Source organism: Streptococcus lutetiensis (assembly GCF_900475675.1).
Lineage (GTDB): Bacteria > Bacillota > Bacilli > Lactobacillales > Streptococcaceae > Streptococcus > Streptococcus lutetiensis.
Genome location: NZ_LS483403.1, coordinates 1,537,614 through 1,561,183, shown reverse-complemented (window position 1 = coordinate 1,561,183; position 23,570 = coordinate 1,537,614). Strand labels below are relative to the sequence as shown.

The following is a 23,570-nucleotide window of genomic DNA, read 5'->3' as shown; positions in this document are numbered from 1 at the left end:
ATGGCTAATCCGTTTGGATTTTTGAAATATAATCGAAAAGACAATCCGTTTCGTCCTGTTGCTGAACGCATCTTGGACTTTGAAGAATTACAAGTTCCATTAACAGCAGAAGAACGTCAAAAACAAGCTGCGCGTTGTATGTCTTGTGGGATTCCTTTCTGTCACTCAGGACAATTTTACGGTGGTGGACGTGCGGTCTCAGGTTGTCCAAATGACAACTTGATTCCTGAATGGAATGATTTGCTATACAAAGGTGACTATAAGCGTGCATTTGAGCGTTTATCACGCACTAATCCGTTCCCAGAGATGACTGGACGTGTTTGTCCAGCTCCATGTGAAAAAGGCTGTACAGAGAGTCTCAATGGCTCTGGTGTTACTATACATGATAACGAACGCTTTATCATTGATACAGCCTTTGAAAATAGTTGGGTAGAAGAATCAGGTCGCCCAGCATTCCGTACAGGATTTAAAATTGCTGTTATTGGTTCTGGTCCTGCAGGTCTTTCAACGGCATGGCGTCTTAACAAACTTGGTCACAGTATCACAGTTTATGAACGTAGTGACCGCTTTGGTGGACTTTTGATGTATGGTATTCCAAATATGAAGTTGGATAAAGAAGTTGTTCAACGTCGTATTGACCTTATGGAAAAACTTGGTATCAATTTTGTTGCCAATACAGAAGTTGGACGTGATATTACTGCAGATGAATTGTTGAAACAATATGACCGTGTTGTTCTTGCCACTGGTGCTAGCGTGCCACGTGATTTGGATGTTCCTGGTCGTCACTTAACTGGTATTCGATTTGCAGTTGATTTCTTAACTGAAACAACTAAAAACGTTCTTGCATCTGATAACAAAAAACTTGGTCCAACACTTGAAGGAAAACATGTTCTTGTTATTGGTGGTGGTGATACTGGTAATGACTGTATCGGTACAGCGGTTCGTTTAGGTGCAGCAAGTGTTAAACAGCTTGAAATCACTCCAGAACCACCAGAAAAACGCTTGCCAACTAATCCATGGCCACAATATCCAATGATTAAACGTGTTGGATATGGACAAGAAGAAGCTAATTTCGTACAAGATACAGAATTGACAACTTATGCAACATCAACAACAGAATTTATTGGTGCTGATCGTGGTCAAGTTATTGCTGCGAAAACTATCAAAGTTGGTCCTGGTTTCAAACCAATCGAAGGTACTGAAGAAACAATTAAAGCTGACCTTGTCTTGTTAGCAATGGGATTCACTGGTGCTGAAAAATCACTCTTTGAACAATTTGGTGTCCAAAGTGTTTACGATGATTATTCAACTAACAACGATCGTGTCTTTGTTGCTGGTGATGCTCGTCGTGGTCCAAGTCTTGTTATTTGGGGAATTCGTGAGGGACGTAAGGCTGCTGAACAAATCGACCAAGGTCTTCGTGTCATGGTAGCTCAATAATAAATTAATCTAAGCATTTAACACACTTTCTTGTTTTTCAATCATAAAAAGACTGTCCATTGGGCAGTTTTTTTGTAACGTTCATTTTGCAAATTGAGATTTCGTTAAATGTAACGCTTACATTCCCTTATATAATTTGTAATATTGGCTTGCTATACTAGTGTTCATAAAGGGAGGAAGATTTTTATGAATTACAAAACAAAATTAGTTTTAGCAACCGCAACATTGTCAGGTGCTTTGCTATTTTCACAGGTAAATGTAAAGACAGATACTTATACCTTGCAAAGTGGTAATTCATTTTATAGTATGGCGCAAATGTATGGACTGAGTATTTATGACTTAGCAGCCTTAAATGGGATGTCGATTTATGACACTATTGTTTCTGGGCAAGTGTTACAGATACCTGATAAGACACCAATTGATCCATTTGTGACTAATTTGTTAACATCAAGTAGAAATTCTGAGTCAGCTCAAGCTGGTGTACCGGCGGTAAAGTCAGAAAATCCAACTAATACTTATCCTGTTGGACAATGTACCTAGGGTGTTAAGCAGGTAGCAACATGGGCAAGTAATTGGTGAGGAAATGCTGGCGACTGGGCAGCTAATGCCGCTTCACAAGGCTATGTGGTTGGGACACAGGCTGAAGTAGGAGCTATTGTCTGCTGGACTGATCCTGATAGTTATGGTCACGTGGCTTACATGACAGCTGTAAATGCTAGTGGGCAAATTCAAGTTTTAGAATCTAATTATGGCAATAAGCAATGGCTTGATAATGATCGTGGCTGGTTTGATCCAACAAAGAGTAATACTGCTGGAGCTATCAGCTATATCTATCCAGAAAGTTATTAACAAGATAGAATAAGTCTGGGAAAATGACCTGCACCCCAAAAGTTAGACAGAAAAAAATCTAACAATTGGGGTGTTTTTGTATGAAATTAAGTTATGAAGATAAACTAGAAATATATCAGTTAAGACAAGCTGGTTTTTCTTGGCCTTATATTAGTCGAAAGTACGGTGTATGTCTATCCAATCTTAAGTACATGGTACGGCTTATGAATAAACATGGTATTGAGGTTGTTAAAAAAGGGAAAAATAAGTATTATCCCTCTAAATTAAAGCAGGAAATCATTAATAAAGTTCTTATTGAAGGTCAATCTCAGCTCACCGTATCACTGGATTATGCTCTTCCCCAACAATCCCTACTCACCAATTGGATAGCACAATACAAGAAAAACGGGTATACTATTGTTGAGAAACAACGAGGGAGACCGAGTAAGATGGGACGTAAACCAAAGAAAACTTGTAAAGAAATGACTGAGCTAGAGCATATTCTGGAAGAGAATGAGCGTCTGCGTACCGAGGTAGCTTATCTAAAAAAGTTGAGGGAATTGCGCTTGAGGGACGAAGCCTTACAGCGCAAAAGGCGGAAACAGTTAGAGAACTGGTCTCAGGAGGATTTCGATTAGACCTCTTACTAAAAACCGCTAAGCTAGCTCGTTCTACTTATTATTATCAGTTGAAACGGTTTAATAGAGCTAAGAAAGATAAGAAGGTCAAAGAGATGATTCAAACCATTTACGATGACCATAAAGGCAATTATGGATACCGTCGTATTCATTTAGAACTAAGAAACCGAGGATTTGTTATCAATCATAAGAAGGTTCAACGGTTAATGAAACTCATGGGACTCGCTGCTCGTACTCGTTGTAAGCGTAAATACTCGTCTTACAAGGGAGAGATTGGGAAGAAAGCTGATAATCTAATTCAACGTCAGTTTGAAGGGGCTAAGCCTTATGAGAAGTGTTATACAGATGTCACTGAATTCGCTTTACCGAATATTAGAGGGAAACTCTATTTATCCCCTGTTCTTGATGGATACAATAGTGAGATTATTGAATTCACCTTGTCACGCTCACCTGATTTAAAACAGGTTCAAACCATGCTTAAAAGAGCATTTCCGGCTACCTCTTACCAAGGAACTATTCTTCACAGCGACCAAGGGTGGCAATATCAACACCAGTCTTATCATGATTTCTTGGCATCCAAAGGGATTCGTCCATCTATGTCACGCAAGGGAAATAGTCCAGATAATGGCATGATGGAGTCCTTCTTTGGCATCTTAAAGTCTGAGATGTTTTACGGTTATGAAAAGACTTTTAAGTCGCTTGATAAGCTAGAACAAGCCATTACGGATTATATTTTTTATTACAACAATAAACGTATCAAGACAAAATTAAAAGGACTCAGTCCTGTGCAATACAGAACTAAATCCTTTCAATAATTTATTGTCCAACTTTTTGGGGTCAGTACAAAATTCCAGGCTTTTTAAGTTTCTGTGGATAAGTTGTTAATAAAAAAGTCTAGTTGACTGAGTCAACTAGACTTTTTGGTTATTTATCATCTGGTGTGAGAATCATTGGAATAATGATTGGTTCACGTTCGGTTTTTTCGTATAGGAATGGACGAAGTGCGTTAACGATAGCGCCATTTACAGATTGGATACTTGCGTCTTTGTTCTTCAAAGCAATACGGATAGCATTGAAGAGAACACGTTGACTTTCACGAATAAGGTCACCAGATTCACGCATATAAATAAATCCACGACTAAGAATGTCTGGACCAGCCAAAATCATTTGGCTATCAAAGTCAACAGTAGCTACGGCAAGAACAACACCGTCTTCAGATAAATCACGGCGGTCACGAAGTACGGCAGCGCCAATATCTCCAATACCATTACCATCAACATAGATATCTTGGGCGTTAAAGTGTCCAGCACGACGAGCTGAGTTAGCTGTAAGAGCTAGCACATCACCGTTTTCCATGATAAAGATATTGTCTTTTGGCACACCTGTGTCCATCGCTAAACCAGCGTGGATTTTAAGCATACGGTATTCACCGTGAACTGGCATGAAGAATTTTGGTTTCATCAAGCGGAGCATAAGTTTTTGCTCTTGTTGCCCACCGTGACCAGATGTGTGGATATTGTTAACTTTTCCGTGGATAACTTCTACACCAGCTTCTTGGATAGTGTTGATAAGTTTGTTAACACTTGTTGTGTTACCAGGAATTGGGCTAGATGAGAAGATAACGGTGTCGCCAGGTTGTAATGTGACTTGGCGGTGTGTACCATTGGCAATACGTGCTAGTGCAGCCATTGATTCTCCTTGACTACCTGTACACATGATTAGGATTTCACTAGCGTGATAGTCTTTGAGTTCACTTGGTTCGATAAATGTTCCTTTTGGAACTTTGATATAACCAAGTTCGATACCGTTGACAATGGCTTTTTCCATAGAACGTCCGAAAACAACGATTTTACGTCCTGTTTTAACGGCAGCTTCGGCAGCTTGTTGGAGACGGTAGATATTTGAAGCAAATGATGCAAAAATAATACGTCCATGAATGCCTTCAATAATCTTCATGATAGATTGTCCAACGACTTTTTCTGAATTTGTAAAGGTTGGAATTTCAGCGTTGGTTGAGTCTGATAATAAACAGAGAACGCCATCTTCACCAAGGGCAGCCATGCGGTGGATATCTGCTGGCTCACCAACTGGTGTCCAGTCAAATTTGAAGTCCCCTGTGCAGACAATTTTACCTTGTGGTGTGTGGATAACGATTCCAAGAGGTTCTGGAATTGAGTGGGTTGTGCGGAAGAAAGTAACGCTAAGGTTTTTAAATGTTAATTCTGTATTAGCATTAATTTCATAGAGTTTAGCATCACGGAGAAGTCCGTGTTCTTCCAATTTTCCTTTGATAAGTGCAAGAGCCAATGGTCCAGCGTAGATTGGGATATTAGCTTGTTTTAAGAGAAATGGGATTCCACCAATGTGGTCCTCATGACCATGGGTAATAACGAGCCCTTTGATACGGTCAATATTTTCAACGATATAAGAATAATCTGGAATAACATAATCAATTCCGAGAAGATCATCTTCAGGGAATTTGATACCAGCATCAACGATGATAATTTCATCTTTGTACTCAATACCGTAAGTATTTTTTCCGATTTCTCCAAGACCACCAATTGCGTAAACCCCAACTTCTTCAGGTTTTAAATTGATTTGTGACATGTTATAACTCCGTTAATTTAAAGACACCTGTTTCTTTTTCGTAAGCTAGGTGTTTATCTGATAGAAGTTCAATAAATTCAACGTTGTAAGGTGTTTTTTCTTCAACGAGTTTACGTGTTTTGATGCGTCCTTCGAGTTCGTTAGCTGCGTCGATTTCTAAATAAAGAGCTTTAGTTTGTTCGCGGCGTGGGTTACGTTCCTTTGTTTCTTGATAAAAAACTTTATAAATCATAGTTTTTTCCTTTCTTGATATACCTGTGGTTAATCAAACTACACAAAACACGTCAACTAGCTTGTACTTACTTGCTACTTGACCAGTTCTTATTAAATTTTTTCTGAGTAATTGATTTAACCTTGATTCGTTGCAATTATTAAAATTATATCATAAAATAAGAAGTATAATCAAGTGAGGGAATTTAAATGATGAAAGTTTTAGCCTTTGATACTTCAAGTAAGGCTTTGTCTGTTGCCATCTTGGATGGTGAAAATTTACTAGCCGATGTAACGGTCAATATTAAGAAAAATCACAGTATTAATTTGATGCCTGCGATTGATTTTTTGATGAAAGCAGTTGATTTAAAACCAACTGATTTGGATAGAATTTCAGTGGCTCAAGGTCCTGGCTCATACACTGGGCTTCGTGTGGCAGTTGCGACTGCAAAAACACTGGCATACACTTTAAATATTGAGTTGGTAGGTGTTTCTAGTCTTTATGCGCTTGCTGCGGTAGCTGATTTTGATGGATTGGTTGTTCCAGTGATTGATGCTCGACGTAATAATGTGTATGCTGGTTTTTACAAAGATGGTCAATCTCTTAAAGACGACCAACGCATGAACTTTGTCGATGTTCTTGAAGCAGTTAAGGATGAAGAATCTGTTATGTTTGTTGGTGAAGTCGCTAATTTCAGCGACCAAATTGCTGAGAGCCTTCCGCAAGCTAAGGTTCTTTCTGTTTTGCCGTCAGCCTATGCTATTGGTAAACGTGGTCAAGAGTTACAACCAGTTGATGTGGATAGCTTTGTGCCAAGTTATCTAAAACGTGTCGAAGCAGAAGAAAATTGGCTTAAAACACACATAGAAAATCCAAGTACAAACTATGTCAATCGCATCTAATATGAAAGATTTACAGGCAAGTGTCACTGCTGTTTATGAGATATTGTCAGATGTTTATCCAGTATCTCCTTGGTCTGAAAAACAGATATTATCAGACATGCAACAGGATAATGTTGATTACTTTTTTGTCAAAAAAGATGAAAAAATTGTAGGATTTTTAGCCATTTCACAATTGGCTGGAGAACTAGAAATTACAAATATTGCCATTAAAAAAGCCTATCAAGGACATGGTTTAGGTAGTCAATTGTTGGCTGATTTGGACTATGTTGATTTTCCGATTTTCTTGGAAGTGAGAGCGTCAAATACTCCTGCACAAGCTTTGTATAAAAAATGGGGCTTTGACATTATTGGTAAGCGTAAGCAATATTATCATGAACCAGTAGAAGATGCGATTATCATGAAGCGCGAAGGTAAATAAGAGGGAATTAATCGATGAAAGATAGATATATTTTAGCCGTGGAGAGTTCTTGTGATGAAACTAGTATTGCGGTTTTGAAAAATGAAAGTGAGATTTTAAGTAACGTCATCGCAAGCCAAATCGAGAGTCACAAGCGTTTTGGTGGTGTTGTGCCTGAAGTTGCTAGTCGTCACCATGTTGAAGTAATTACAACTTGCTTTAAGGATGCTTTGGAAACTGCAGGCATTGAAGTTAGCGACTTAGATGCGGTTGCGGTCACATACGGACCTGGTTTGGTTGGTGCGATTCTGGTTGGAATGGCGGCTGCTAAAGCTTTTGCTTGGGCTAACAATTTGCCATTGATTCCAGTCAACCACATGGCAGGACACTTAATGGCGGCACGTGAAGTAAAAGAACTTCAATACCCATTGATGGCTTTATTGGTTTCTGGTGCTCACACAGAACTTGTCTATGTGTCTGAACCAGGTAATTATAAGATTGTTGGTGAAACACGTGATGATGCTGTAGGTGAAGCTTATGACAAAGTTGGTCGTGTGATGGGATTGACTTACCCAGCAGGACGTGAAATCGATCAATTGGCACATAAAGGAAAAGATATCTATGATTTCCCACGTGCGATGATCAAAGAAGACAATCTTGAGTTTTCATTCTCAGGGTTGAAATCAGCCTTTATTAATCTCCATCATAATGCGGCTCAAAAAGGTGAAACTCTATCAAATGAAGATTTGTCAGCATCATTCCAAGCAGCTGTTTTAGATGTTCTAATGGCTAAAACCAAAAAAGCTTTGGAGAAATATCCAGTTAAAACCCTTGTGGTAGCAGGTGGTGTGGCGGCAAACCAAGGCCTTCGTGAACGTTTAGCGGATGAAATCACAGAAGCAGAAGTTGTTATTCCGCCACTGCGTCTATGTGGTGATAATGCGGGAATGGTTTCACTAGCTGCAGCTATCGAATACGACAAAGGACATTTTGCAGGACTTGATTTAAATGCCAAACCAAGTCTAGTCTTTGATACATTGGATTAAATATAAATAAGCTCCTGAAAATTTCAGGGGCTTTTGATTTATTACCAGGTTTAGTAGTTTAATTTTGACATAAGTTTTTCGAGCTGAGAAACTTCATCTGTGGATAAGTTTGATAATAGCAAATCAGATTGTTGCTGTTCATATTCATGAAGTTGTGGATAAATGTCCATGGCTTTTTTTGTTGGGTAAACACGCTTGATTTTTTGATTAATAGAATCTTTCTTTAATTCAAAATAGCCAAGTTTAACAAGTTTTTTGATGGTTCTAAAGGCTGTTGTGCGATCAATTTGGACATTATCAGCTAATTCCCCTAAAAACATACCAGGTTGTTCACAGATACGAACGATATAGATATAAAGGTTATTATTTAAGCCAAATTCTTTAAAGTGATTGTTAGAATCTATTTGAATAGTACGCGTAATGTCACCAATAGTACGAATGATTTTAAACATCTTATCTCCTCGAATAAATTTTATCAAAAAAATATTGCATTTACAATAAAATACGCTATAATATGAGAAATATTATTGCAAATACAATTAAATAAAAGGGGAGAGTTTATGGAAATCAGAATTTTTGAGCCAAAATTTAATCAGTCAGTAAAAGAGATGATTTTAGATATTCAACAAAATGGATTTCTACTTCCAATCACGCTATCTGCTCAACCTGATTTATTGGATATTGAATGTTCATACCAAAATAAAGGTGGACAGCTTTAGGTGGCTGTGGATAGCAGCAGTGGTCATGTAATTGGATGTCTTGGTTTAGTTGCACTTAGAGATGGGAATGTTGCTTTAAAGAAAATGTTTGTTGCAAAACCTTATCGAAAATTAGGTTTAGGGAAAAAGTTATTAGAAGAATTTATTACTTATTGTTATGAAAATAGTAAAAAGGCGATATTTCTTGGAACAACATCAGATTTTGAAGCTGCTCAATATTTTTATCAAAAATCTGGCTTTAAAGAAATTACTTCGGCAGATTTACCTGAGGATTTTCCACGTTTAACTATGGATAACTGTTATTACACTGATTACATTAACTAAAAAAGCAGACTACGTCTGCTTTTTTGGTGATAAAAACTTTTTTCTTTCTAGATATATTACCAGCTGGCTTTTGTGACCCCAGGGATTTTTCCTTCGTGAGCAAGATTACGGAAGTTGATACGGCTCATGCCAAATTTTCGCATGTAAGCATGAGGACGACCGTCAATGCGGTCACAGTTTTTCAAGCGATTTGGATTTGAGTCGCGTGGTAATTTACGAAGAGCTTCGTAATCACCTTTAGCTTTTAGTTTGCAACGCAAGTCTTCGTATTGTTCAATGAGTTTTAATTGTTTATTGTATCTAGCGATTTTTGATTTTTTAGCCATAATATCTCCTTTTAGTTAACTGGTTAACAAAATTAATTATAACACTTTTATGTTAAGAATCAAGCGAAAAACCTTAACTAGTTAAATATTTTTTAAATATATAAAAAAGAAATCCAAAATTGGATTTCTCAGCAATTGTTAATAATGTAAACTTCCAGCAACCCAGCCTGTGCACAAGGCAACCGTGATATTAAAACCACCTGTGTGGGCATTGATATCAAGGACTTCGCCAGCAAAGTGCAAGCCAGGAACTTGCTTGCTTTCAAGAGTTTTAGGATTGATTTCTTTTAAGTCAACGCCGCCTTTGGTTACAAAGGATTTTGCGAGAGACATTTTTCCAGTGACCTTGATTGGTAAAGCTTTTATCTTATCCACAAGCTCTTTTTCTTGATTTGGGGTCAGTTGTTTGACTTTTTCAGGAAATGGCTGAGCAAAAAAGTTTGCTAAGCGCTCAGGGACAAGCATTTTAAGAGTATTCTTAAGGGATTTTTCACGATGTTCTTCTAAGAAGGCAAGAAGTTCTTCTGTGGATATATTGGGGATAACATCGAGTGTGATAGTTTCTCCACCTTTAATAAAACTAGACATGCGAAGCGCAGCGGGTCCAGATAGTCCAAAGTGGGTAAAGAGTAAATCATGTGTAATGTGATGTTTCCCATAAGATAGGCTGATATCGCTCAGAGAAATTCCCTGAAGTTCCTTGTGTGGAAAATCTGTTAATAAAGGACTTTCTGCTGCTTTAAGTTCGGTTAAGTTTAACTTGAAGTGACGAGCGATTTCATAGCCAAATCCAGTCGAACCAGTTGATGGATAAGCTTTCCCACCAGTTGTGACAATGAGTTTTTCACAGACAAACTCATCTGAAGCAGATCTGATGTGGAAAAGGTTATCGATTTTTTTCACAGAAACGACTTCGGTATTTGTTAAAACGATGCCTCCTAGTTCGCTAATTTTATGTGTTAGAGCATCGATGATTGTTTTGGATTTATCAGTTTTTGGGAAGACGCGCCCATGGTCTTCAACTTTTAAAGCAACGCCATTTTCTTCAAAGAAGCGCATAATATCATGGTTATCAAATTGAGAAAAGACACTGTAAAGAAAACGTCCATTGCCAGGGATGCCTTCCATCAGGTCATCGATAGTGCCGTTATTTGTGACGTTACAACGACCACCACCTGTACCAGCTAATTTTTTGCCGAGCCGTTTATTTTTTTCAATCAGTAATGTTTTGTAGCCATAATAGCTGCTGGAAATAGCAGCCATCATTCCAGCAGGTCCCCCGCCGATGATAATTGTATCGTATTTTTTCATATAATCATTGTAGCATAAAATATTTCTATCCCGTAGTCAAATGCTAATGGATATTTTTGAAATAGAGTAGCGAGTTTACAGAAAATAACAGAAAGTTGACACGATTGCAAAAAAAGCCTATTAATTCAAGCTTTAAGCAGTCAAGTAACTGGCTAAAAATTGACAATCAAGTGTTCATGTGTTATCCTTTTCATAAGTATTTCAATGTAAAAGAGGATATTATGGCAATCGAGAAAACAGTTAGTGAAATTGCTGAGATTCTAGGAGTTAGCCGCCAAGCGGTTAATAATCGTGTTAAGAATCTCTCAGAAGAAGATGTAGATAAAAATGAAAAAGGTGTTACAGTAGTTAATCGTAGCGGCTTGATCAAATTAGAAGAAATTTATAAAAAAACCATTTTTGAAGATGATCCAATTGACGAAGAAACAAAACAACGTGAACTTTTAGAAATTTTAGTTGATGAAAAAAATACAGAGATTACACGTCTCTATGAACAACTAAAAGCTAAGGACAAACAATTGGCTTCAAAAGATGAACAACTTCGAGTGAAAGATGTTCAAATCGGTGAGAAAGACAAGCAACTAGATCAACAACAACAATTGACACTCGCTGCTATGGAAGATAGCAAACGTCTTCAACTTGAACTTAATGAAGCTAAGGCTGAATTTGAAGAAATTCAAACAAAAACAGAAGAAGCTATTCAAGAGCAAGAAGAACAAGCAGCCGCTCCGAAAGGATTGTTTGCTCGTCTCTTTGGTAAAAAATAGGCTTATTAGGCGGAGCTGGGACGAAAGTTCCAGCTTGTTTTATAAAGAAAGGATGATATTTTTAGGGAGGAATTATGGAAAAGCTATCTGAGTATATTGCCTTTGACTTAGAATTTAATACTGTTGCTGAAATCAGTCATATTATTCAGGTTTCTGCTGTAAAATTTCGAGATGGTGTAGAAGTTGACAACTTTGACACTTATGTTTACACAGATGTGCCTTTACAATCTTTTATTAATGGTTTGACAGGAATCACGTCTGAAAAAATTGCTAAGGCGCCAAAATTAGATAAAGTCTTGGCTAATTTTAAAGATTTTGTTGGCAAAACAGCTCTCGTTGGCTACAATGCTTTGAAATCAGACCTTCCTTTGTTAGCTGAAAATAATTTAGACTTGATAGAGCTTTACAAGGTTGATTTGTATGATGAAGCTTATGAACGTCGTAGCTCAGATTTAAATGGTATTGCTAATCTTAAATTAACAAGTGTTGCTGACTTTTTAGGAATATCTGGTCACGGGCATAATTCTATGGAAGATGCTCGCATGACAGCACTAGTCTATGAGAAATTTATGGAATTTGATGAGAATAAATCTTATTTGATTCAGCAAGAAGAGGAGCATGGTGACAATCCATTCGCTGCTTTGGGTGACTTTTTTGACTAAGAGCTTTGCTATTTTTTCAAAAACCGAAAAAATCATCTAAGGTAACCCCTTACTTGTGACCTTAGGTTCTGTCCTATAATAAGGGCAGAAAGGAGGTGAAAGGAATGTCTCAAACCTATTCTACTGGTGATTTAGCCAAGTTAGCTGGTGTTTCTGTTCGTACGGTTCAGTATTATGATAAGCGTGGCATCCTATTACCGTCACAATTGACAGAAGGTGGTCGTCGTATCTATATTGAGAGTGATTTGGAACGTCTGCGCATGATTTGTTTCTTACGAGAAATAGATTTTTCAATCGAGCAAATTAAGCGTCTTTTTGCCGAAAAAAATGCTAAGCAGGTTTTAGAACTTCTTCTCGTAGAACATATCAAAGAAACTAAAGAGCAACTTGCAGAAAAGAAAGCTAAACTTGACATTGCTGTAAACTTGCTTGACAGAGTTAAGAGCCAGTCAGGACAATCACTAGAATTTTTAACAGACATTTCTCTTACCATGAAAAATCAATTAGTTTGGCATCGTTTGCAAAAACGGATGTGGATTAGTAATCTAGCAACGATTCTTATTTTTGTTCTTTGTGTTGCTTGGCTTGCAAGTCGTCTACAATCTGTTGTTTGGCAAGGTGTTGGTATGGGTATTGGTTTGGTGTATGTTGGCATATTATTAACATTGTCTTATCATTTTTTACGTAAAATAGCTTATATCTGTCCCAATTGCCACCAACTTTTCCAACCAACGTATAGGGAATTCGTATTTGCTCGTCATACTCCTAAAACGCGAAAATTAACTTGCCCACATTGTCATGAAAAATCTTATTGTTTAGAAACAGCAAAAGAAGCTTAAAAAGCTCGAACCTGTTAAGGTTCGAGCTTTTTTGATTATGTCATTAAAATGGTAATTTTCCTGCAAATGCGCCTAGTGTTTTTTGTGTGGCATCATCGATTTGAGAAAGTGCATCGTTGATTGCTTGTGTTGTCATGTCTTGAAGTGTTTCAACATCATCTGGGTCAACGATAGCATCTTTGAATGAGATGTTCACCAATTTTTTATCACCTGTAAACTCAACAACAACTAAATCTTGAGCTGATTTTCCAGTGAAAGTTGTACTAGCAAGTTCAGATTGTTTTTTCTCCATTTGTTTTTGGAGTTTTTGAGCCTGACGCATCATATTTTGCATATTCATCATAATATTTTTGTGATTCCTTTCGTAGCAAGGGGTTAGACCCTCTTGTCAAATTTTCATTGCCTTATGTTTCTTTTTGAGTATTTCTTAAAGCTTTATTTATTATAGCATTTTTTGAAGTAACTGCCTATTTTAACTGTGTGATAAGAGTGAGCGTTTGGTAATGATTTTACAAAAACTTTACAAAAATATGGTAATAGATTTGATGTTGGCTTTCTATAATGGTCATTGTAAAGAATTTAAAGGAGAACATCATGAAAAAATGTAAATTGTTTTCGGTACTGGCCCTAGCTGGCTTAACAGCTCTAGTGGGACTTTCAGCTTGTAGCAAATCAAACGGGGACTCTTCATCTGCATCTGGTAACATCAGCGTTGTTTCCCGTGAAGATGGGTCTGGGACACGCGGTGCTTTTGTTGAACTTTTCGGAGTTCAAAAAGAGCAAAATGGTGAAAAAGTTGATTTGACAACGGACAAAGCCATTGTTACTAACTCGACCTCTGTTATGCTAACGACAGTAGCTGGAGATAAGTCAGCTATCGGCTATACTTCGCTAGGTTCTTTGGATGATACCGTCAAGGTTCTGAAAATTGATGGTACTGAGGCAAGTGTTACCAATATTAAAGCCGGAAGCTACAAGATTTCTCGACCATTTAACATTGTGACTAAAGATAAGATAAGTGAGGCTGCTCAAGATTTCATCAACTTTATTTTAAGTTCTGATGGTCAAGCTGTCGTAGAAGAAAATGGTTACATTCCACTTGACGATACCAAAGCCTATCAATCTTCAGTTGATTCTGGCAAGGTTGTGGTTTCAGGATCAAGCTCTGTCACACCAGTTATGGAAAAATTAAAAGAAGCTTATAGCAAAGTCAATTCTAAGGTTGAAGTAGAGATTCAACAAAGCGACTCCTCAACAGGTATCACAAATGCAATCGAGGGAACAGCTGATATTGGAATGGCGTCACGTGATTTGAAAGATGAAGAAACATCTAAAGGAGTCAGCTCAACGGTTATTGCGATAGATGGTATTGCTGTTATTGTTAATAAAGATAACAAAGTTGATGGCTTAACAAGCGAACAAGTCAAGACTATTTTTACAGGTAAGACAACAAGCTGGGACGGTCTTTCAGACTAAGGGGTCATGAATGAATCATACAAAAGAAAAAATGATGCAAGCGGTATTTTTTCTTACCGCATGCATTTCTGTTCTATCCGTGCTACTAATCTGCATCTTTTTGTTTTCGAGTGGGATTCCTGCTATTCATCAAATTGGTTTAGGTAACTTTCTTTTCGGAACTGTATGGAGACCGGCTAACAACCTTTTTGGTATTTTTCCAATGATTGTCGGTTCACTTTATGTGACAGCAGGGGCGCTTATTATTGGGGTACCTGTTGGAGTTTTGACAGCGGTTTTTATGTCTTCTTTTTGTCCAGAAGCCATCTATAGACCGCTCAAGGCGGCTATTAACCTCATGGCAGGGATACCATCGGTTGTTTATGGTTTCTTTGGTTTGGTTGTTTTAGTTCCCTTTGTTCGTGATAACATCGGTGGCTTTGGAATGGGGGTACTTACCGCTTCAATTTTGCTTGGTTTGATGATTTTACCAACTATTATCAGTGTCTCTGAGGCTGCTATTCGTGCTGTTCCTAGATCCTATTATGAAGGTGGTTTAGCTCTGGGGGCTTCCCATGAGCGTAGCATCTTTTTTGCAGTACTGCCAGCAGCTAAGCGGGGAATTTTGGCATCTGTCATTTTAGGGATTGGACGCGCAATCGGGGAAACTATGGCAGTTATCATGGTTGCAGGTAACCAAGCTGTCTTGCCAGATTCCTTGACATCAGGGGTCAGAACTATGACAACCAATATTGTTATGGAGATGGGGTACTCTAGCGGTCTTCACAGAGAGGCTCTTATAGGGACAGCTGTTGTTCTTTTTATATTTGTCCTAATCATTAACATCAGCTTTTCGTTGTTACATAAAGAGGAGTAGACATGGAAAATATCAATCACCATAGCTTCAAGCAAGATTGGCAGTCACGCCGACGGGACCTGGTATCATTAATGTTGTATTTGTTAGTTTATGGTGCTGCCTTGATAACATTTGTCGGAATTGCTTTCACGGTCGGATATATTCTGGTCAAAGGCTTGCCCAATTTAAACATGAGTTTGTTTGCTTGGACTTACAATAGTGAGAATGTATCGTTGTTACCGGCCTTAATCAATACAGTTTTTATGACCATTTTGGCATTAAGTGTTGCCGTACCTATTGGTATAGGGGCCTCTATTTACTTGGTAGAATATGCGCGTCGTGATAACCCTTTTGTTAGTGTTATCCGGATTGCAACTGAAACGCTCTCTGGGATTCCCTCCATTATCTATGGACTGTTTGGCGCTCTTTTCTTTGTTAAGTTTGCTCACATGGGACTTTCCTTGCTGTCAGGAGCTGTTACACTTAGTATCATGATTTTGCCACTGATTATGCGAACAACAGAAGAAGCTTTGCTTTCAGTACCAGACTCCTATCGTGAAGGGGCTTTTGCACTTGGGGCGGGTAAACTTAGGACAATTTTTAAAATTGTCCTTCCTAGCGCCATGCCAGGAATTTTTTCAGGAATTATTTTAGCGATTGGGCGAATTGTGGGAGAATCAGCCGCCTTGATTTTTACAGCAGGTACGGTTGCTGAAGTGGCGAAAAGTATTTTCAGTTCGTCACGGACTTTGGCTGTACATATGTATGCTATCTCAGGAGAGGGACTTTATGTCAATCAAACCTACGCTACAGCAGTGGTTCTCTTAGTATTAGTTATTATCATTAATCTAGTGTCAGGTTTGATTGCTAGACGATTAGGAAGTAAAACAAGCGATGAATAAAATAGAAATTAAAAATTTGGATCTCTACTACGGAGACTTCAAAGCTTTAAAAAACATTAATCTGGAAATTGCCAGCAATGAAATTACAGCTTTCATTGGTCCATCAGGATGTGGAAAATCGACCTTGCTAAAAAGTCTTAACCGAATGAATGACTTGGTGAAAAATTGCCGCATTACCGGAGAGGTCACATTAGATAAAGAAAATGTTTACCGTGATTTAGACATCAATGTCCTTCGTAAAAAAGTAGGTATGGTTTTCCAAAAACCCAATCCATTTCCGATGAGCATCTATGACAACATTGCCTTCGGGCCTAGAACTCACGGTATTCACAATAAAGTTCAATTGGATGAAATTGTGGAGCGTTCCTTAAAACAAGCCGCTATCTGGGACGAAGTCAAAGATCGCCTCAATAAATCTGCTCTTGGTATGTCTGGTGGTCAACAGCAACGGCTTTGCATTGCTAGAGCTTTGGCCATTGAACCTGAAGTTCTCCTCATGGATGAACCAACAAGTGCCTTAGATCCGATTTCAACAGCAAAAATTGAAGATTTGGTTATTGAACTCAAGAAAAAATATACTATCGTCATGGTGACCCACAACATGCAACAAGCTGTGCGGATTTCCGACAAGACGGCCTTCTTCTTATTGGGCGAAATTGTTGAGTACAATAAAACAAGCCAACTATTTTCAATGCCACAAGACGAACGCACAGAAAATTATATAACAGGGAGATTCGGATGATACGCTCAGCCTTTGAAAATCAACTGCATGCACTCAATACCAATTTAATTTTGATGGGGTCGTTATGTGAGGAAATTATTTCAAAATCCTTAATGCTCATCAGTGAAAATGATCAGCATCTGGTTAATGATGTTGGCAAAACTTATCAAAAAATTGAGCAGATGGAAAGAGATATTGAATCACAATGTCTTAAGTTACTGCTTCGTCAACAGCCGGTTGCCAAGGATTTGCGACGTATTTCAGCTGCTTTGAAAATGGTTTATGATATGAAGCGTATTGGTGCTCAATCTGCTGAAATTGTTGATATTATTGGTGATGGTCATGTTCATGAAGGAGCTGAGTTTCGTCATCTCAAGCAAATGGTCAAACACGTTGTCCATATGGTAACAGATAGTGTGGATGCCTTTGTCCATGATGATGAGACTTTAGCTTTAAAAGTTATCCAAAAAGATGTCACAGTGGATAAAGAATTTGATACAATAAAGGCAAGTTTAATTGCCCATATTGCTGAACTTGGAAATGATGGTGAATATACTATTGATGTTTTGATGATTGCCAAATATTTGGAAAGAATTGGTGACCATACCGTCAATGTCGCTAAGTGGGTAATTTTTTCAATCACTGGTGAACTGAATGGAGAAGAAACATGATTTACTGCGTTGAAGATGATGATGATATTCGAGAACTGATGCTTTATACTTTACGAACAGCAGGGTTTGAGGCTCAGGGGTTTCCTGACTCCGTTCTATTTTGGAAAGCCATGGAAGAAGAGCAACCTAAGCTTATACTGTTAGATATCATGTTGCCTGTAGATGATGGATTGACCATTTTAAAATCCCTACGATCAAATGGTATGACAAAAGATATTCCAGTAATCATGACAACTGCTAAAGGAACAGAATTTGATAAAGTCAAAGGATTAGATTTGGGTGCCGATGATTATTTGGTTAAGCCGTTTGGTATGATGGAAATGATTTCTCGCATCAAAGCAGTTCTCAGACGTACATCCAATCAGGAACAGGAAACTCATTTGACAATAAAAAACCTCTCTCTGGATGCAAAGAATTACACGGTTAGAAATAATGGACAAAAAATCGAATTAACTTTGAAAGAATTTGATCTGCTATCTTTATTGATGTTAAATCCTGGCCGTGTTTTTACGCGGCAAGAACTTTTGGATAAAGTTTGGGGAGAACACTTTATCGGAGAAACACGGACAGTTGATGTTCATATTGGAACCCTTCGTATGAAGCTTGGAGATGCTAGTCATCTGATTAAGACAGTTCGTGGTGTTGGTTATCGTTTGGAGGTAACAGATGATTAAGAAAATCTTTCGTTCAACTTTTTTTGCCACGCTAGGTGTTCTTCTTGTAACTCTATTTATGGTTGTTGGCTTGCTTTATGGCTACTTTACTCAAGTACAAAAGGAACAGTTGCAGACAGAGACAGCCTTAGCTGCTCAAGGGGTTTCTCTGGAAGGCCAAGATTATTTTAATGAGCTCAAGATGTCAAATGTCAGAATCACTTGGGTTGACAATCAAGGAAAAGTTCTCTATGATAATGAGTCTGATGCACAGATCATGGACAATCATGCTAATAGAGAAGAAATCAAAGAAGCTTTGAAAGATGGTTACGGTGAGAGTGTTAGATACTCGAAAACCTTAACCACTCAGTCACTTTATTCTGCTCAGCGCTTGGATAATGGAACCGTTATTCGCTTATCTGTTACTAGACACAGTATTTTAGTGCTTTTATTTCGTATGTTCCAGCCTTTGGTTCTTATTCTTATATTGGCCTTCTTACTCTCTCTGTGGCTTTCACACTCTATTGCTAAGAGTATTGTGTTACCATTGAATCGACTGGATCTTGACCATCCGCTTGAAAATGATGCCTATGAAGAAATTTCACCCCTTCTAAGACGGATTGCCAGACATCAAAAGGAAGTCACTGAGCGGGAAGTTGTGATAGAACAACGTCAATCAGAATTTGATACCATTATTTCTAAAATTAAAGAAGGTATGATTTTGTTAGACAATAACTGTCGTATCATCAGTATCAACCAAGCAGCACAGGATATTTTGCAGACTGATCAAACTTGTTTGGGTAAAGATATGTTGCAAATTCTCCGTAACCTGTCACTAAATAATTGGCTAGAAAAAGGTCTTCAGGGTCGCAAACAAGAAGGGGTTTTGCAATTAGATGACGCGCATTACAAAGTTATGGTACGTCCTATTCACTCTGAGGATAAGGTGACTGGTTTAGCAATTCTTTTCTTTGATGTTACAGAGCAACTTCAGGCAGAGCAGCTGCGCCGCGAATTTACGGCAAACGTTTCTCATGAACTGAAAACGCCGTTACATTTGATTTCTGGATATTCTGAAATGCTGGCTAGTGATGTTGTTGCGCAAAAAGATGTTCCACAATTCGCTGAGAAAATCCACAGTGAGTCTCAACGTATGATCCAATTGGTAGAAGATATTATTAAACTGTCACATCTTGATGAGTCAGAAGAGTTAGCTATGGAACCCGTCAATCTCTATCAGATATCAGAGGAAGTTTTAGATAGTTTATCTGCTAAGGCAAATGAGCGTCATATCAACTTGCATTTATTAGGGGAACCAGCTTATATTACTGGTAACCATGCCCTTATTCATTCTTTGATTTATAATCTTTGTGATAATGCTATCATCTATAACCGTGATAAGGGGGATGTGACTGTCGATATCACTTCGAATGAGGACGATATTGTTCTGACAGTACAGGATACTGGAGTTGGTATCGCCAAAGATGAGCAGGAACGCATTTTTGAGCGTTTCTATCGAGTTGATAAGAGTCGCTCGAAGAAGTTGGGTGGCACTGGTTTGGGGCTCTCCATTGTTAAGCACGCAGTCAATCAACATCATGCTGATATTAAGGTGGAAAGTCAGCTAGGATTAGGAACTAAAATGACTGTGACCTTTTATAAGTAACCCTCTTTGAAAATTAAACCCAGACGTTTGTGACTTGATTTGAGGTGTGAAAATCTTCAACGGAAGTTTTTAGCTTATTATTCCAAATTATAAAATAACGGAGTTTTATCTGAATCTACGTCACCCAGTCTAATTTTGATTTTCGTTGAGTATAAAAACACAAAAACCTCCTCTTGTTCATAAGATATAGAGGAGGTTTTTGTATGAGATGATATTCTTTGATTTTTTAAAGTAAGCAGGGGTCTTATTAAAATTTGTAAACCTATGTGATAGATTAGAAAGGATTTTTTCTTCTAAGAATGATAGGAGGATGCTTATGTGTCAAAGCCTCACGTTATTCTCTATAGGAATTTCCAAAGTTGATTTGTCTAAATCAACTGTCAAAATGTAATTGCTATTGTCACGGATAGTGTGCTCAAAGTCTGTTGTGTAGAGAAGTACGCGGAGAGTGTCGCCTTTTTTCAATTTGTAGATGCTTGGTTGAAGGGTGAAATCAATGGTCATCCATTCATTGGCAGGGATATCTTCAATTGTTAACAAATCTGTACGATTTTGAAGATTTAGAACACCTTTTGTGATGACACGTTCTCTGGTTTTGGTAAATGGCAATTCTTTGAGAGCTTCACGTGAGAAATTGCGTCCATTATCAATAGCGTATAAATCAAGTACAGAAGGAACATCTTTAAAACGTTTCTTTTCGCCATAGTCTAAGACTTGGGCAGACAGAATTCCTTTATTTTCACTAGATTTGACGGTTAGGTGTAGAGTGATTTGCCCATTGATATGGTAATCGTGTTCAATTGGTAAATCGAGGCAAATGGCATTTGCTTTTCCAGTAAATAACTCACTCTTAAAAGTTCTGAAATTCTTGCTATAACGTTCAAATTCAGCTTTGGCGTAATGATTGTCAATGATTTTTTGGTCTGTACCAAGGGCTAAAGTTGATTGATTGTTACTGCCAAATTCAGCTAAGCTTGTCCAAGCTTGTTCTTGGCTATTATCTTGCCAGATAAGTGTTGGCAAAACGAAATGATTATCTTGACCTAAGAGTTTTTGAGAGAGCAAAGCATTCATACTTTCACGAAAATCAATAGATTGCCAGTTGTGCATGTAGACATGTTCTCCATTGTGAAGGAAGGCATGCTTTTCAACAGAGCTTGGCAATGCGTTAAAAATGTTAAAAATGTGACGCGGTTTAACGTTCCAGTCTTGAAGACCATGTGTGTAAACACAAGTAGCTTTCACTTTATCAGCATGAGGAAGATAGTTGCGGTCATGCCAGAACTGATTATAATCACCAGAAGTACGATCAAGTTCTAAAGATTGTTTATCTAAAAGTTCTTGATAGTGTGCGTTGTTACGGAGATAATCACCAGAAAGCAAATTACGTGAGTAAGTCAATTCGGTAAGGACATCGAGGTCTTCACCAGGGTAACCACCAGGGCTGCAGACAAGACCATTTTCACGGTAGTAGTCATACCAAGATGAAATAGCTGATTCGGCAATGATGACTTTTAGTCCTTCAACGCCGGTTGTGGCAAGGGCAGTTGACATAGTTCCGAGATAAGATTTACCAGTGGTACAAACTAAACCATTTGACCAATCAGCTAGCACTTTTTGATCACGACGGTGGCTAGAAAAGGCGATTGCTCTGCCATTTAACCAATCGATAACAGCTTTAAAACTTTCTACCTGAGCGTAGTCACCACTTGTCATAAAACCATTTGAACCAGCAGTCCCTACTCCTGAAACGTAAATATTTGCAAATCCACGAGCTAAGAAATAGTCATTCAAGGTATAAGGATCGATAAAGCTAAAACTTTCTTCAGCATCACCGACTGGAAGGTCTAGCTCAGGAGTTTCAAGTGGCTCGAAGTTACGTGTCTCCACACTGATTTTACCTGCTTGCTTGATAGCTAAGTTGCCTTCCATTTTGTAAAGTTTTTTATCGTTAGCAACGATATTTGTCCCTTCGTGATAAGGGCTAGCAGTCATCATTGTTGGTACTTTGTGGCTAGTTTTAGGACGAATGATATTAACTTTAACCAAATCTAATTGACAATCATTGTCAGTATCAAGCGGAGCTTGTACATAAACAACTTCACGAATTAAATCATTTGTATTAAAGGTTGCTAAAGATTTACCATTGAAAAAATGATAATCATTATCAACTGGGATAAGTCCTTTACTAATCAAGTCATCAAGCAAAGTCATACCATTTTTTTGACGACTAAGAAGAAGCTGGTAAAGTGCCTCGATGATGTGACCTTTTTGGTAATTGATTGGAAAATCGATTTTCTCTAAAAAGTCAGTTGTATCTGTAAAATCAACGTGTGGTGTGAATCCGAGTAATTGAAGGGTGATGGTATAAAAAATATCTGCCGTTAGAGGACGATCAGATTTAAAAAATGTCAGTAAATCTGTCTCAAAATCTGCAATAAGATTGTGAAGTGGGTAATCCGTGTCTTTATAATTAAAGAAAATCTTACGACAGAAGTGCTCCAGTGTCTCTTTATCAGATTGACGTTTGTTAAGCTCAAATCCAAGAGCTTGTAATTCTTGTTCACAAGTATCGGCAGGCCTTGGTATGTAAGAGAATTGGTTATATTTCATGAAAATTTCTCCTTCTAAAAGTAAACGTTTTAATTTTACAGATAACCTTTACATTATCTATTATACTTGATAAAATGTTAGTTGTCTAAGCTATATTTTTTTTTGGAGGAAACAAAAAGACATGGACTTTTCATGGACTGTGAAATACATCACAGAATTTATCGGGACAGCTTTACTCATCATTCTTGGTAATGGTGCAGTTGCTAATGTGGAACTTAAGGGGACAAAAGGGAATAACTCTGGGTGGGTTATCATCGCACTTGGGTATGGTTTTGGTGTTATGATTCCTGCACTCATGTTTGGTAACGTTTCAGGTAACCACATTAATCCAGCCTTCACACTTGCACTTGCAGTTTCAGGTTTGTTTGACTGGTCACACGTTCCACAGTACATCATTGCTCAATTACTTGGTGCAATGTTTGGTCAATTGCTTGTCGTTATGACACACAAGCCATACTACCTTAAAACTGAAAATCCAAATGCTATCCTTGGTTCATTCTCAACTATCTCAGCTGTTGACGACGGTACAAAAGAAAGTCACAAAGCTGCTTGGATTAATGGTTTCTTGAATGAGTTCCTAGGTTCATTCGTACTTTTCTTCGGTGCTATGGCACTTACTAAAAACTACTTCGGTGCAGAATTAGTTGCAAAATTGACTGCTGTAGGTTATGATGCTTCTACAGCTGCAACTCAAGTTGCTCCTTTCACTACAGGTTCACTTGCTGTTGCTCACTTAGGACTTGGTTTCCTTGTAATGACACTTGTTGCATCACTTGGTGGTCCTACTGGTCCTGGTCTTAACCCTGCACGTGATCTTGGTCCACGTATCGTCCATGCGTTGCTTCCAAAATCAATTCTTGGTGAATATAAAGGCGATTCTAAATGGTGGTATTCATGGGTACCAGTTGTAGCTCCAATCCTTGCTGGTGTAGCTGCAGTTGCCTTGTTCAAATTCTTATACCTATAAGATAACCAGATAATAAACCAGAAAAGAACCTTCGGGTTCTTTTTTATTA

Annotated in this window: 25 protein-coding genes and 1 pseudogene; 19 read left to right on the top strand and 7 right to left on the bottom strand. The window is 38.0% G+C overall.

The genetic code is table 11. The features are described 5' to 3' along the window. From DQN23_RS07855 to DQN23_RS07845, 3 genes and pseudogenes are all read left to right on the top strand, one after another. Positions 1-1,440 carry a glutamate synthase subunit beta gene (locus DQN23_RS07855; protein WP_020917473.1) on the top strand — a complete coding sequence of 480 codons (1,440 nt, stop codon included), beginning with the start codon at positions 1-3 and terminating at the stop codon, positions 1,438-1,440. A 180-nt stretch (positions 1,441-1,620) separates the two neighbouring features. Continuing rightward, positions 1,621-2,289, top strand: a pseudogene (locus DQN23_RS07850) (CHAP domain-containing protein). An 80-nt stretch (positions 2,290-2,369) separates the two neighbouring features. Continuing rightward, a protein-coding gene (locus DQN23_RS07845; RefSeq protein WP_111712835.1) for an IS3 family transposase occupies positions 2,370-3,721 on the top strand; the annotation gives its coding sequence in 2 pieces (ribosomal slippage) (positions 2,370-2,829 and positions 2,829-3,721; 1,353 coding nt in all). 109 nt (positions 3,722-3,830) lie between these two features. On the opposite strand, the gene rnjA is transcribed toward DQN23_RS07845, so the two are convergent. Next, entirely contained in the window at positions 3,831-5,513 is a 1,683-nt protein-coding gene (gene rnjA, locus DQN23_RS07840; protein WP_020917472.1) for a ribonuclease J1, read from the bottom strand. A 1-nt stretch (position 5,514) separates the two neighbouring features. Further along, positions 5,515-5,745 (bottom strand): DNA-dependent RNA polymerase subunit epsilon, encoded by a 231-nt coding sequence (locus DQN23_RS07835; protein ID WP_020917471.1) that lies wholly within the window; start codon positions 5,743-5,745, stop codon positions 5,515-5,517. Between the two features lie 188 nt (positions 5,746-5,933). Between DQN23_RS07835 and tsaB the strand changes: the two genes are divergently transcribed. From tsaB to tsaD, 3 genes are read left to right on the top strand one after another with little or no spacing between them, the layout of a single operon-like run. Then, positions 5,934-6,626, top strand: coding sequence for a tRNA (adenosine(37)-N6)-threonylcarbamoyltransferase complex dimerization subunit type 1 TsaB (gene tsaB, locus DQN23_RS07830; RefSeq protein ID WP_111713001.1), 693 nt, complete (start codon positions 5,934-5,936; stop codon positions 6,624-6,626). Position 6,627: 1 nt separating this feature from the next. Then, positions 6,628-7,044 carry a ribosomal protein S18-alanine N-acetyltransferase gene (gene rimI / locus DQN23_RS07825; protein WP_230318088.1) on the top strand — a complete coding sequence of 139 codons (417 nt, stop codon included), beginning with the start codon at positions 6,628-6,630 and terminating at the stop codon, positions 7,042-7,044. Positions 7,045-7,058: 14 nt separating this feature from the next. Beyond that, complete coding sequence (tsaD, locus tag DQN23_RS07820) at positions 7,059-8,069, top strand: tRNA (adenosine(37)-N6)-threonylcarbamoyltransferase complex transferase subunit TsaD (RefSeq protein WP_020917468.1); 1,011 nt, start codon at positions 7,059-7,061, stop codon at positions 8,067-8,069. 50 nt (positions 8,070-8,119) lie between these two features. On the opposite strand, the gene DQN23_RS07815 is transcribed toward tsaD, so the two are convergent. Beyond that, entirely contained in the window at positions 8,120-8,521 is a 402-nt protein-coding gene (locus DQN23_RS07815; RefSeq protein ID WP_020917467.1) for a MarR family winged helix-turn-helix transcriptional regulator, read from the bottom strand. A 108-nt stretch (positions 8,522-8,629) separates the two neighbouring features. Here DQN23_RS07815 and DQN23_RS09425 point away from each other — a divergent pair, with 108 nt between their 5' ends. Further along, positions 8,630-8,788: a hypothetical protein gene (locus tag DQN23_RS09425; protein ID WP_228380493.1), complete on the top strand. Its 159-nt coding sequence runs from the start codon at positions 8,630-8,632 to the stop codon at positions 8,786-8,788. Beyond that, entirely contained in the window at positions 8,789-9,112 is a 324-nt protein-coding gene (locus DQN23_RS07810; RefSeq protein WP_231853223.1) for a GNAT family N-acetyltransferase, read from the top strand. A 56-nt stretch (positions 9,113-9,168) separates the two neighbouring features. Here the strand turns inward: DQN23_RS07810 and rpsN are convergent, their stop codons facing one another. Together rpsN and DQN23_RS07800 are read right to left on the bottom strand one after the other, a co-directional pair. Continuing rightward, positions 9,169-9,438 (bottom strand): 30S ribosomal protein S14, encoded by a 270-nt coding sequence (rpsN, locus tag DQN23_RS07805; RefSeq protein WP_058814249.1) that lies wholly within the window; start codon positions 9,436-9,438, stop codon positions 9,169-9,171. A gap of 138 nt (positions 9,439-9,576) precedes the next feature. After that, positions 9,577-10,749 (bottom strand): BaiN/RdsA family NAD(P)/FAD-dependent oxidoreductase, encoded by a 1,173-nt coding sequence (locus tag DQN23_RS07800; protein ID WP_061408627.1) that lies wholly within the window; start codon positions 10,747-10,749, stop codon positions 9,577-9,579. 221 nt (positions 10,750-10,970) lie between these two features. On the opposite strand from DQN23_RS07800, the gene DQN23_RS07795 reads away from it, so the two are divergent. From DQN23_RS07795 to DQN23_RS07785, 3 genes are all read left to right on the top strand, one after another. Then, on the top strand, positions 10,971-11,516 hold the full coding sequence (locus DQN23_RS07795) for a DUF536 domain-containing protein (RefSeq protein ID WP_043895121.1): 546 nt from the start codon (positions 10,971-10,973) through the stop codon (positions 11,514-11,516). Between the two features lie 74 nt (positions 11,517-11,590). Continuing rightward, a complete protein-coding gene (locus DQN23_RS07790; protein ID WP_020917463.1) occupies positions 11,591-12,178 on the top strand; it encodes a 3'-5' exonuclease in 588 nt (195 codons plus the stop codon). A gap of 104 nt (positions 12,179-12,282) precedes the next feature. Next, on the top strand, positions 12,283-13,017 hold the full coding sequence (locus tag DQN23_RS07785; protein ID WP_061408624.1) for a MerR family transcriptional regulator: 735 nt from the start codon (positions 12,283-12,285) through the stop codon (positions 13,015-13,017). A 43-nt stretch (positions 13,018-13,060) separates the two neighbouring features. Here DQN23_RS07785 and DQN23_RS07780 read toward each other — a convergent pair whose 3' ends face one another. Next, complete coding sequence (locus DQN23_RS07780; RefSeq protein WP_061408621.1) at positions 13,061-13,360, bottom strand: YbaB/EbfC family nucleoid-associated protein; 300 nt, start codon at positions 13,358-13,360, stop codon at positions 13,061-13,063. Between the two features lie 251 nt (positions 13,361-13,611). On the opposite strand from DQN23_RS07780, the gene DQN23_RS07775 reads away from it, so the two are divergent. The 7 genes from DQN23_RS07775 to DQN23_RS07745 are packed head-to-tail and all read left to right on the top strand — an operon-like array spanning position 13,612 to position 19,941. After that, the gene (locus DQN23_RS07775; RefSeq protein ID WP_111713000.1) at positions 13,612-14,493 is read left to right on the top strand and encodes a substrate-binding domain-containing protein; all 882 of its coding nucleotides are present in this window, start codon (positions 13,612-13,614) and stop codon (positions 14,491-14,493) included. A 10-nt stretch (positions 14,494-14,503) separates the two neighbouring features. Next, positions 14,504-15,349 (top strand): phosphate ABC transporter permease subunit PstC, encoded by an 846-nt coding sequence (gene pstC, locus DQN23_RS07770; RefSeq protein ID WP_003066486.1) that lies wholly within the window; start codon positions 14,504-14,506, stop codon positions 15,347-15,349. 2 nt (positions 15,350-15,351) lie between these two features. Beyond that, entirely contained in the window at positions 15,352-16,230 is an 879-nt protein-coding gene (pstA, locus tag DQN23_RS07765; protein ID WP_111712999.1) for a phosphate ABC transporter permease PstA, read from the top strand. Next, positions 16,223-16,972, top strand: a complete 750-nt coding sequence (gene pstB, locus DQN23_RS07760; RefSeq protein ID WP_003066483.1) for a phosphate ABC transporter ATP-binding protein PstB — start codon at positions 16,223-16,225, stop codon at positions 16,970-16,972. Before pstA ends, pstB begins: the two co-directional genes overlap by 8 nt. Continuing rightward, complete coding sequence (phoU, locus tag DQN23_RS07755) at positions 16,969-17,622, top strand: phosphate signaling complex protein PhoU (RefSeq protein WP_020917456.1); 654 nt, start codon at positions 16,969-16,971, stop codon at positions 17,620-17,622. Before pstB ends, phoU begins: the two co-directional genes overlap by 4 nt. After that, positions 17,619-18,296, top strand: a complete 678-nt coding sequence (locus tag DQN23_RS07750; protein ID WP_003066479.1) for a winged helix-turn-helix domain-containing protein — start codon at positions 17,619-17,621, stop codon at positions 18,294-18,296. The genes phoU and DQN23_RS07750 overlap by 4 nt, the downstream gene beginning before the upstream one ends. Further along, a complete protein-coding gene (locus DQN23_RS07745; RefSeq protein ID WP_111712998.1) occupies positions 18,289-19,941 on the top strand; it encodes a sensor histidine kinase in 1,653 nt (550 codons plus the stop codon). Before DQN23_RS07750 ends, DQN23_RS07745 begins: the two co-directional genes overlap by 8 nt. Before the next feature lie 321 nt (positions 19,942-20,262). On the opposite strand, the gene DQN23_RS07740 is transcribed toward DQN23_RS07745, so the two are convergent. Beyond that, positions 20,263-22,554 carry a Xaa-Pro dipeptidyl-peptidase gene (locus DQN23_RS07740; RefSeq protein ID WP_061408605.1) on the bottom strand — a complete coding sequence of 764 codons (2,292 nt, stop codon included), beginning with the start codon at positions 22,552-22,554 and terminating at the stop codon, positions 20,263-20,265. Between the two features lie 121 nt (positions 22,555-22,675). Here DQN23_RS07740 and gla point away from each other — a divergent pair, with 121 nt between their 5' ends. Then, complete coding sequence (gene gla / locus DQN23_RS07735) at positions 22,676-23,521, top strand: aquaglyceroporin Gla (protein WP_020917453.1); 846 nt, start codon at positions 22,676-22,678, stop codon at positions 23,519-23,521. Positions 23,522-23,570 lie beyond the last annotated feature (49 nt).

Excerpts from the sequence above, each read along its gene's own strand:
- DQN23_RS07855 (WP_020917473.1), top strand. The coding sequence starts at position 1 with ATGGCTAATCCGTTTGGATTTTTGAAATATAATCGAAAAGACAATCCG.
- rnjA (WP_020917472.1), bottom strand. The coding sequence starts at position 5,513 with ATGTCACAAATCAATTTAAAACCTGAAGAAGTTGGGGTTTACGCAATT.
- DQN23_RS07835 (WP_020917471.1), bottom strand. The coding sequence starts at position 5,745 with ATGATTTATAAAGTTTTTTATCAAGAAACAAAGGAACGTAACCCACGC.
- tsaB (WP_111713001.1), top strand. The coding sequence starts at position 5,934 with ATGATGAAAGTTTTAGCCTTTGATACTTCAAGTAAGGCTTTGTCTGTT.
- rimI (WP_230318088.1), top strand. The coding sequence starts at position 6,628 with ATGAAAGATTTACAGGCAAGTGTCACTGCTGTTTATGAGATATTGTCA.
- tsaD (WP_020917468.1), top strand. The coding sequence starts at position 7,059 with ATGAAAGATAGATATATTTTAGCCGTGGAGAGTTCTTGTGATGAAACT.
- DQN23_RS07815 (WP_020917467.1), bottom strand. The coding sequence starts at position 8,521 with ATGTTTAAAATCATTCGTACTATTGGTGACATTACGCGTACTATTCAA.
- DQN23_RS09425 (WP_228380493.1), top strand. The coding sequence starts at position 8,630 with ATGGAAATCAGAATTTTTGAGCCAAAATTTAATCAGTCAGTAAAAGAG.
- rpsN (WP_058814249.1), bottom strand. The coding sequence starts at position 9,438 with ATGGCTAAAAAATCAAAAATCGCTAGATACAATAAACAATTAAAACTC.
- DQN23_RS07800 (WP_061408627.1), bottom strand. The coding sequence starts at position 10,749 with ATGAAAAAATACGATACAATTATCATCGGCGGGGGACCTGCTGGAATG.
- DQN23_RS07795 (WP_043895121.1), top strand. The coding sequence starts at position 10,971 with ATGGCAATCGAGAAAACAGTTAGTGAAATTGCTGAGATTCTAGGAGTT.
- DQN23_RS07790 (WP_020917463.1), top strand. The coding sequence starts at position 11,591 with ATGGAAAAGCTATCTGAGTATATTGCCTTTGACTTAGAATTTAATACT.
- DQN23_RS07785 (WP_061408624.1), top strand. The coding sequence starts at position 12,283 with ATGTCTCAAACCTATTCTACTGGTGATTTAGCCAAGTTAGCTGGTGTT.
- DQN23_RS07780 (WP_061408621.1), bottom strand. The coding sequence starts at position 13,360 with ATGATGAATATGCAAAATATGATGCGTCAGGCTCAAAAACTCCAAAAA.
- DQN23_RS07775 (WP_111713000.1), top strand. The coding sequence starts at position 13,612 with ATGAAAAAATGTAAATTGTTTTCGGTACTGGCCCTAGCTGGCTTAACA.
- pstC (WP_003066486.1), top strand. The coding sequence starts at position 14,504 with ATGAATCATACAAAAGAAAAAATGATGCAAGCGGTATTTTTTCTTACC.
- pstA (WP_111712999.1), top strand. The coding sequence starts at position 15,352 with ATGGAAAATATCAATCACCATAGCTTCAAGCAAGATTGGCAGTCACGC.
- pstB (WP_003066483.1), top strand. The coding sequence starts at position 16,223 with ATGAATAAAATAGAAATTAAAAATTTGGATCTCTACTACGGAGACTTC.
- phoU (WP_020917456.1), top strand. The coding sequence starts at position 16,969 with ATGATACGCTCAGCCTTTGAAAATCAACTGCATGCACTCAATACCAAT.
- DQN23_RS07750 (WP_003066479.1), top strand. The coding sequence starts at position 17,619 with ATGATTTACTGCGTTGAAGATGATGATGATATTCGAGAACTGATGCTT.
- DQN23_RS07745 (WP_111712998.1), top strand. The coding sequence starts at position 18,289 with ATGATTAAGAAAATCTTTCGTTCAACTTTTTTTGCCACGCTAGGTGTT.
- DQN23_RS07740 (WP_061408605.1), bottom strand. The coding sequence starts at position 22,554 with ATGAAATATAACCAATTCTCTTACATACCAAGGCCTGCCGATACTTGT.
- gla (WP_020917453.1), top strand. The coding sequence starts at position 22,676 with ATGGACTTTTCATGGACTGTGAAATACATCACAGAATTTATCGGGACA.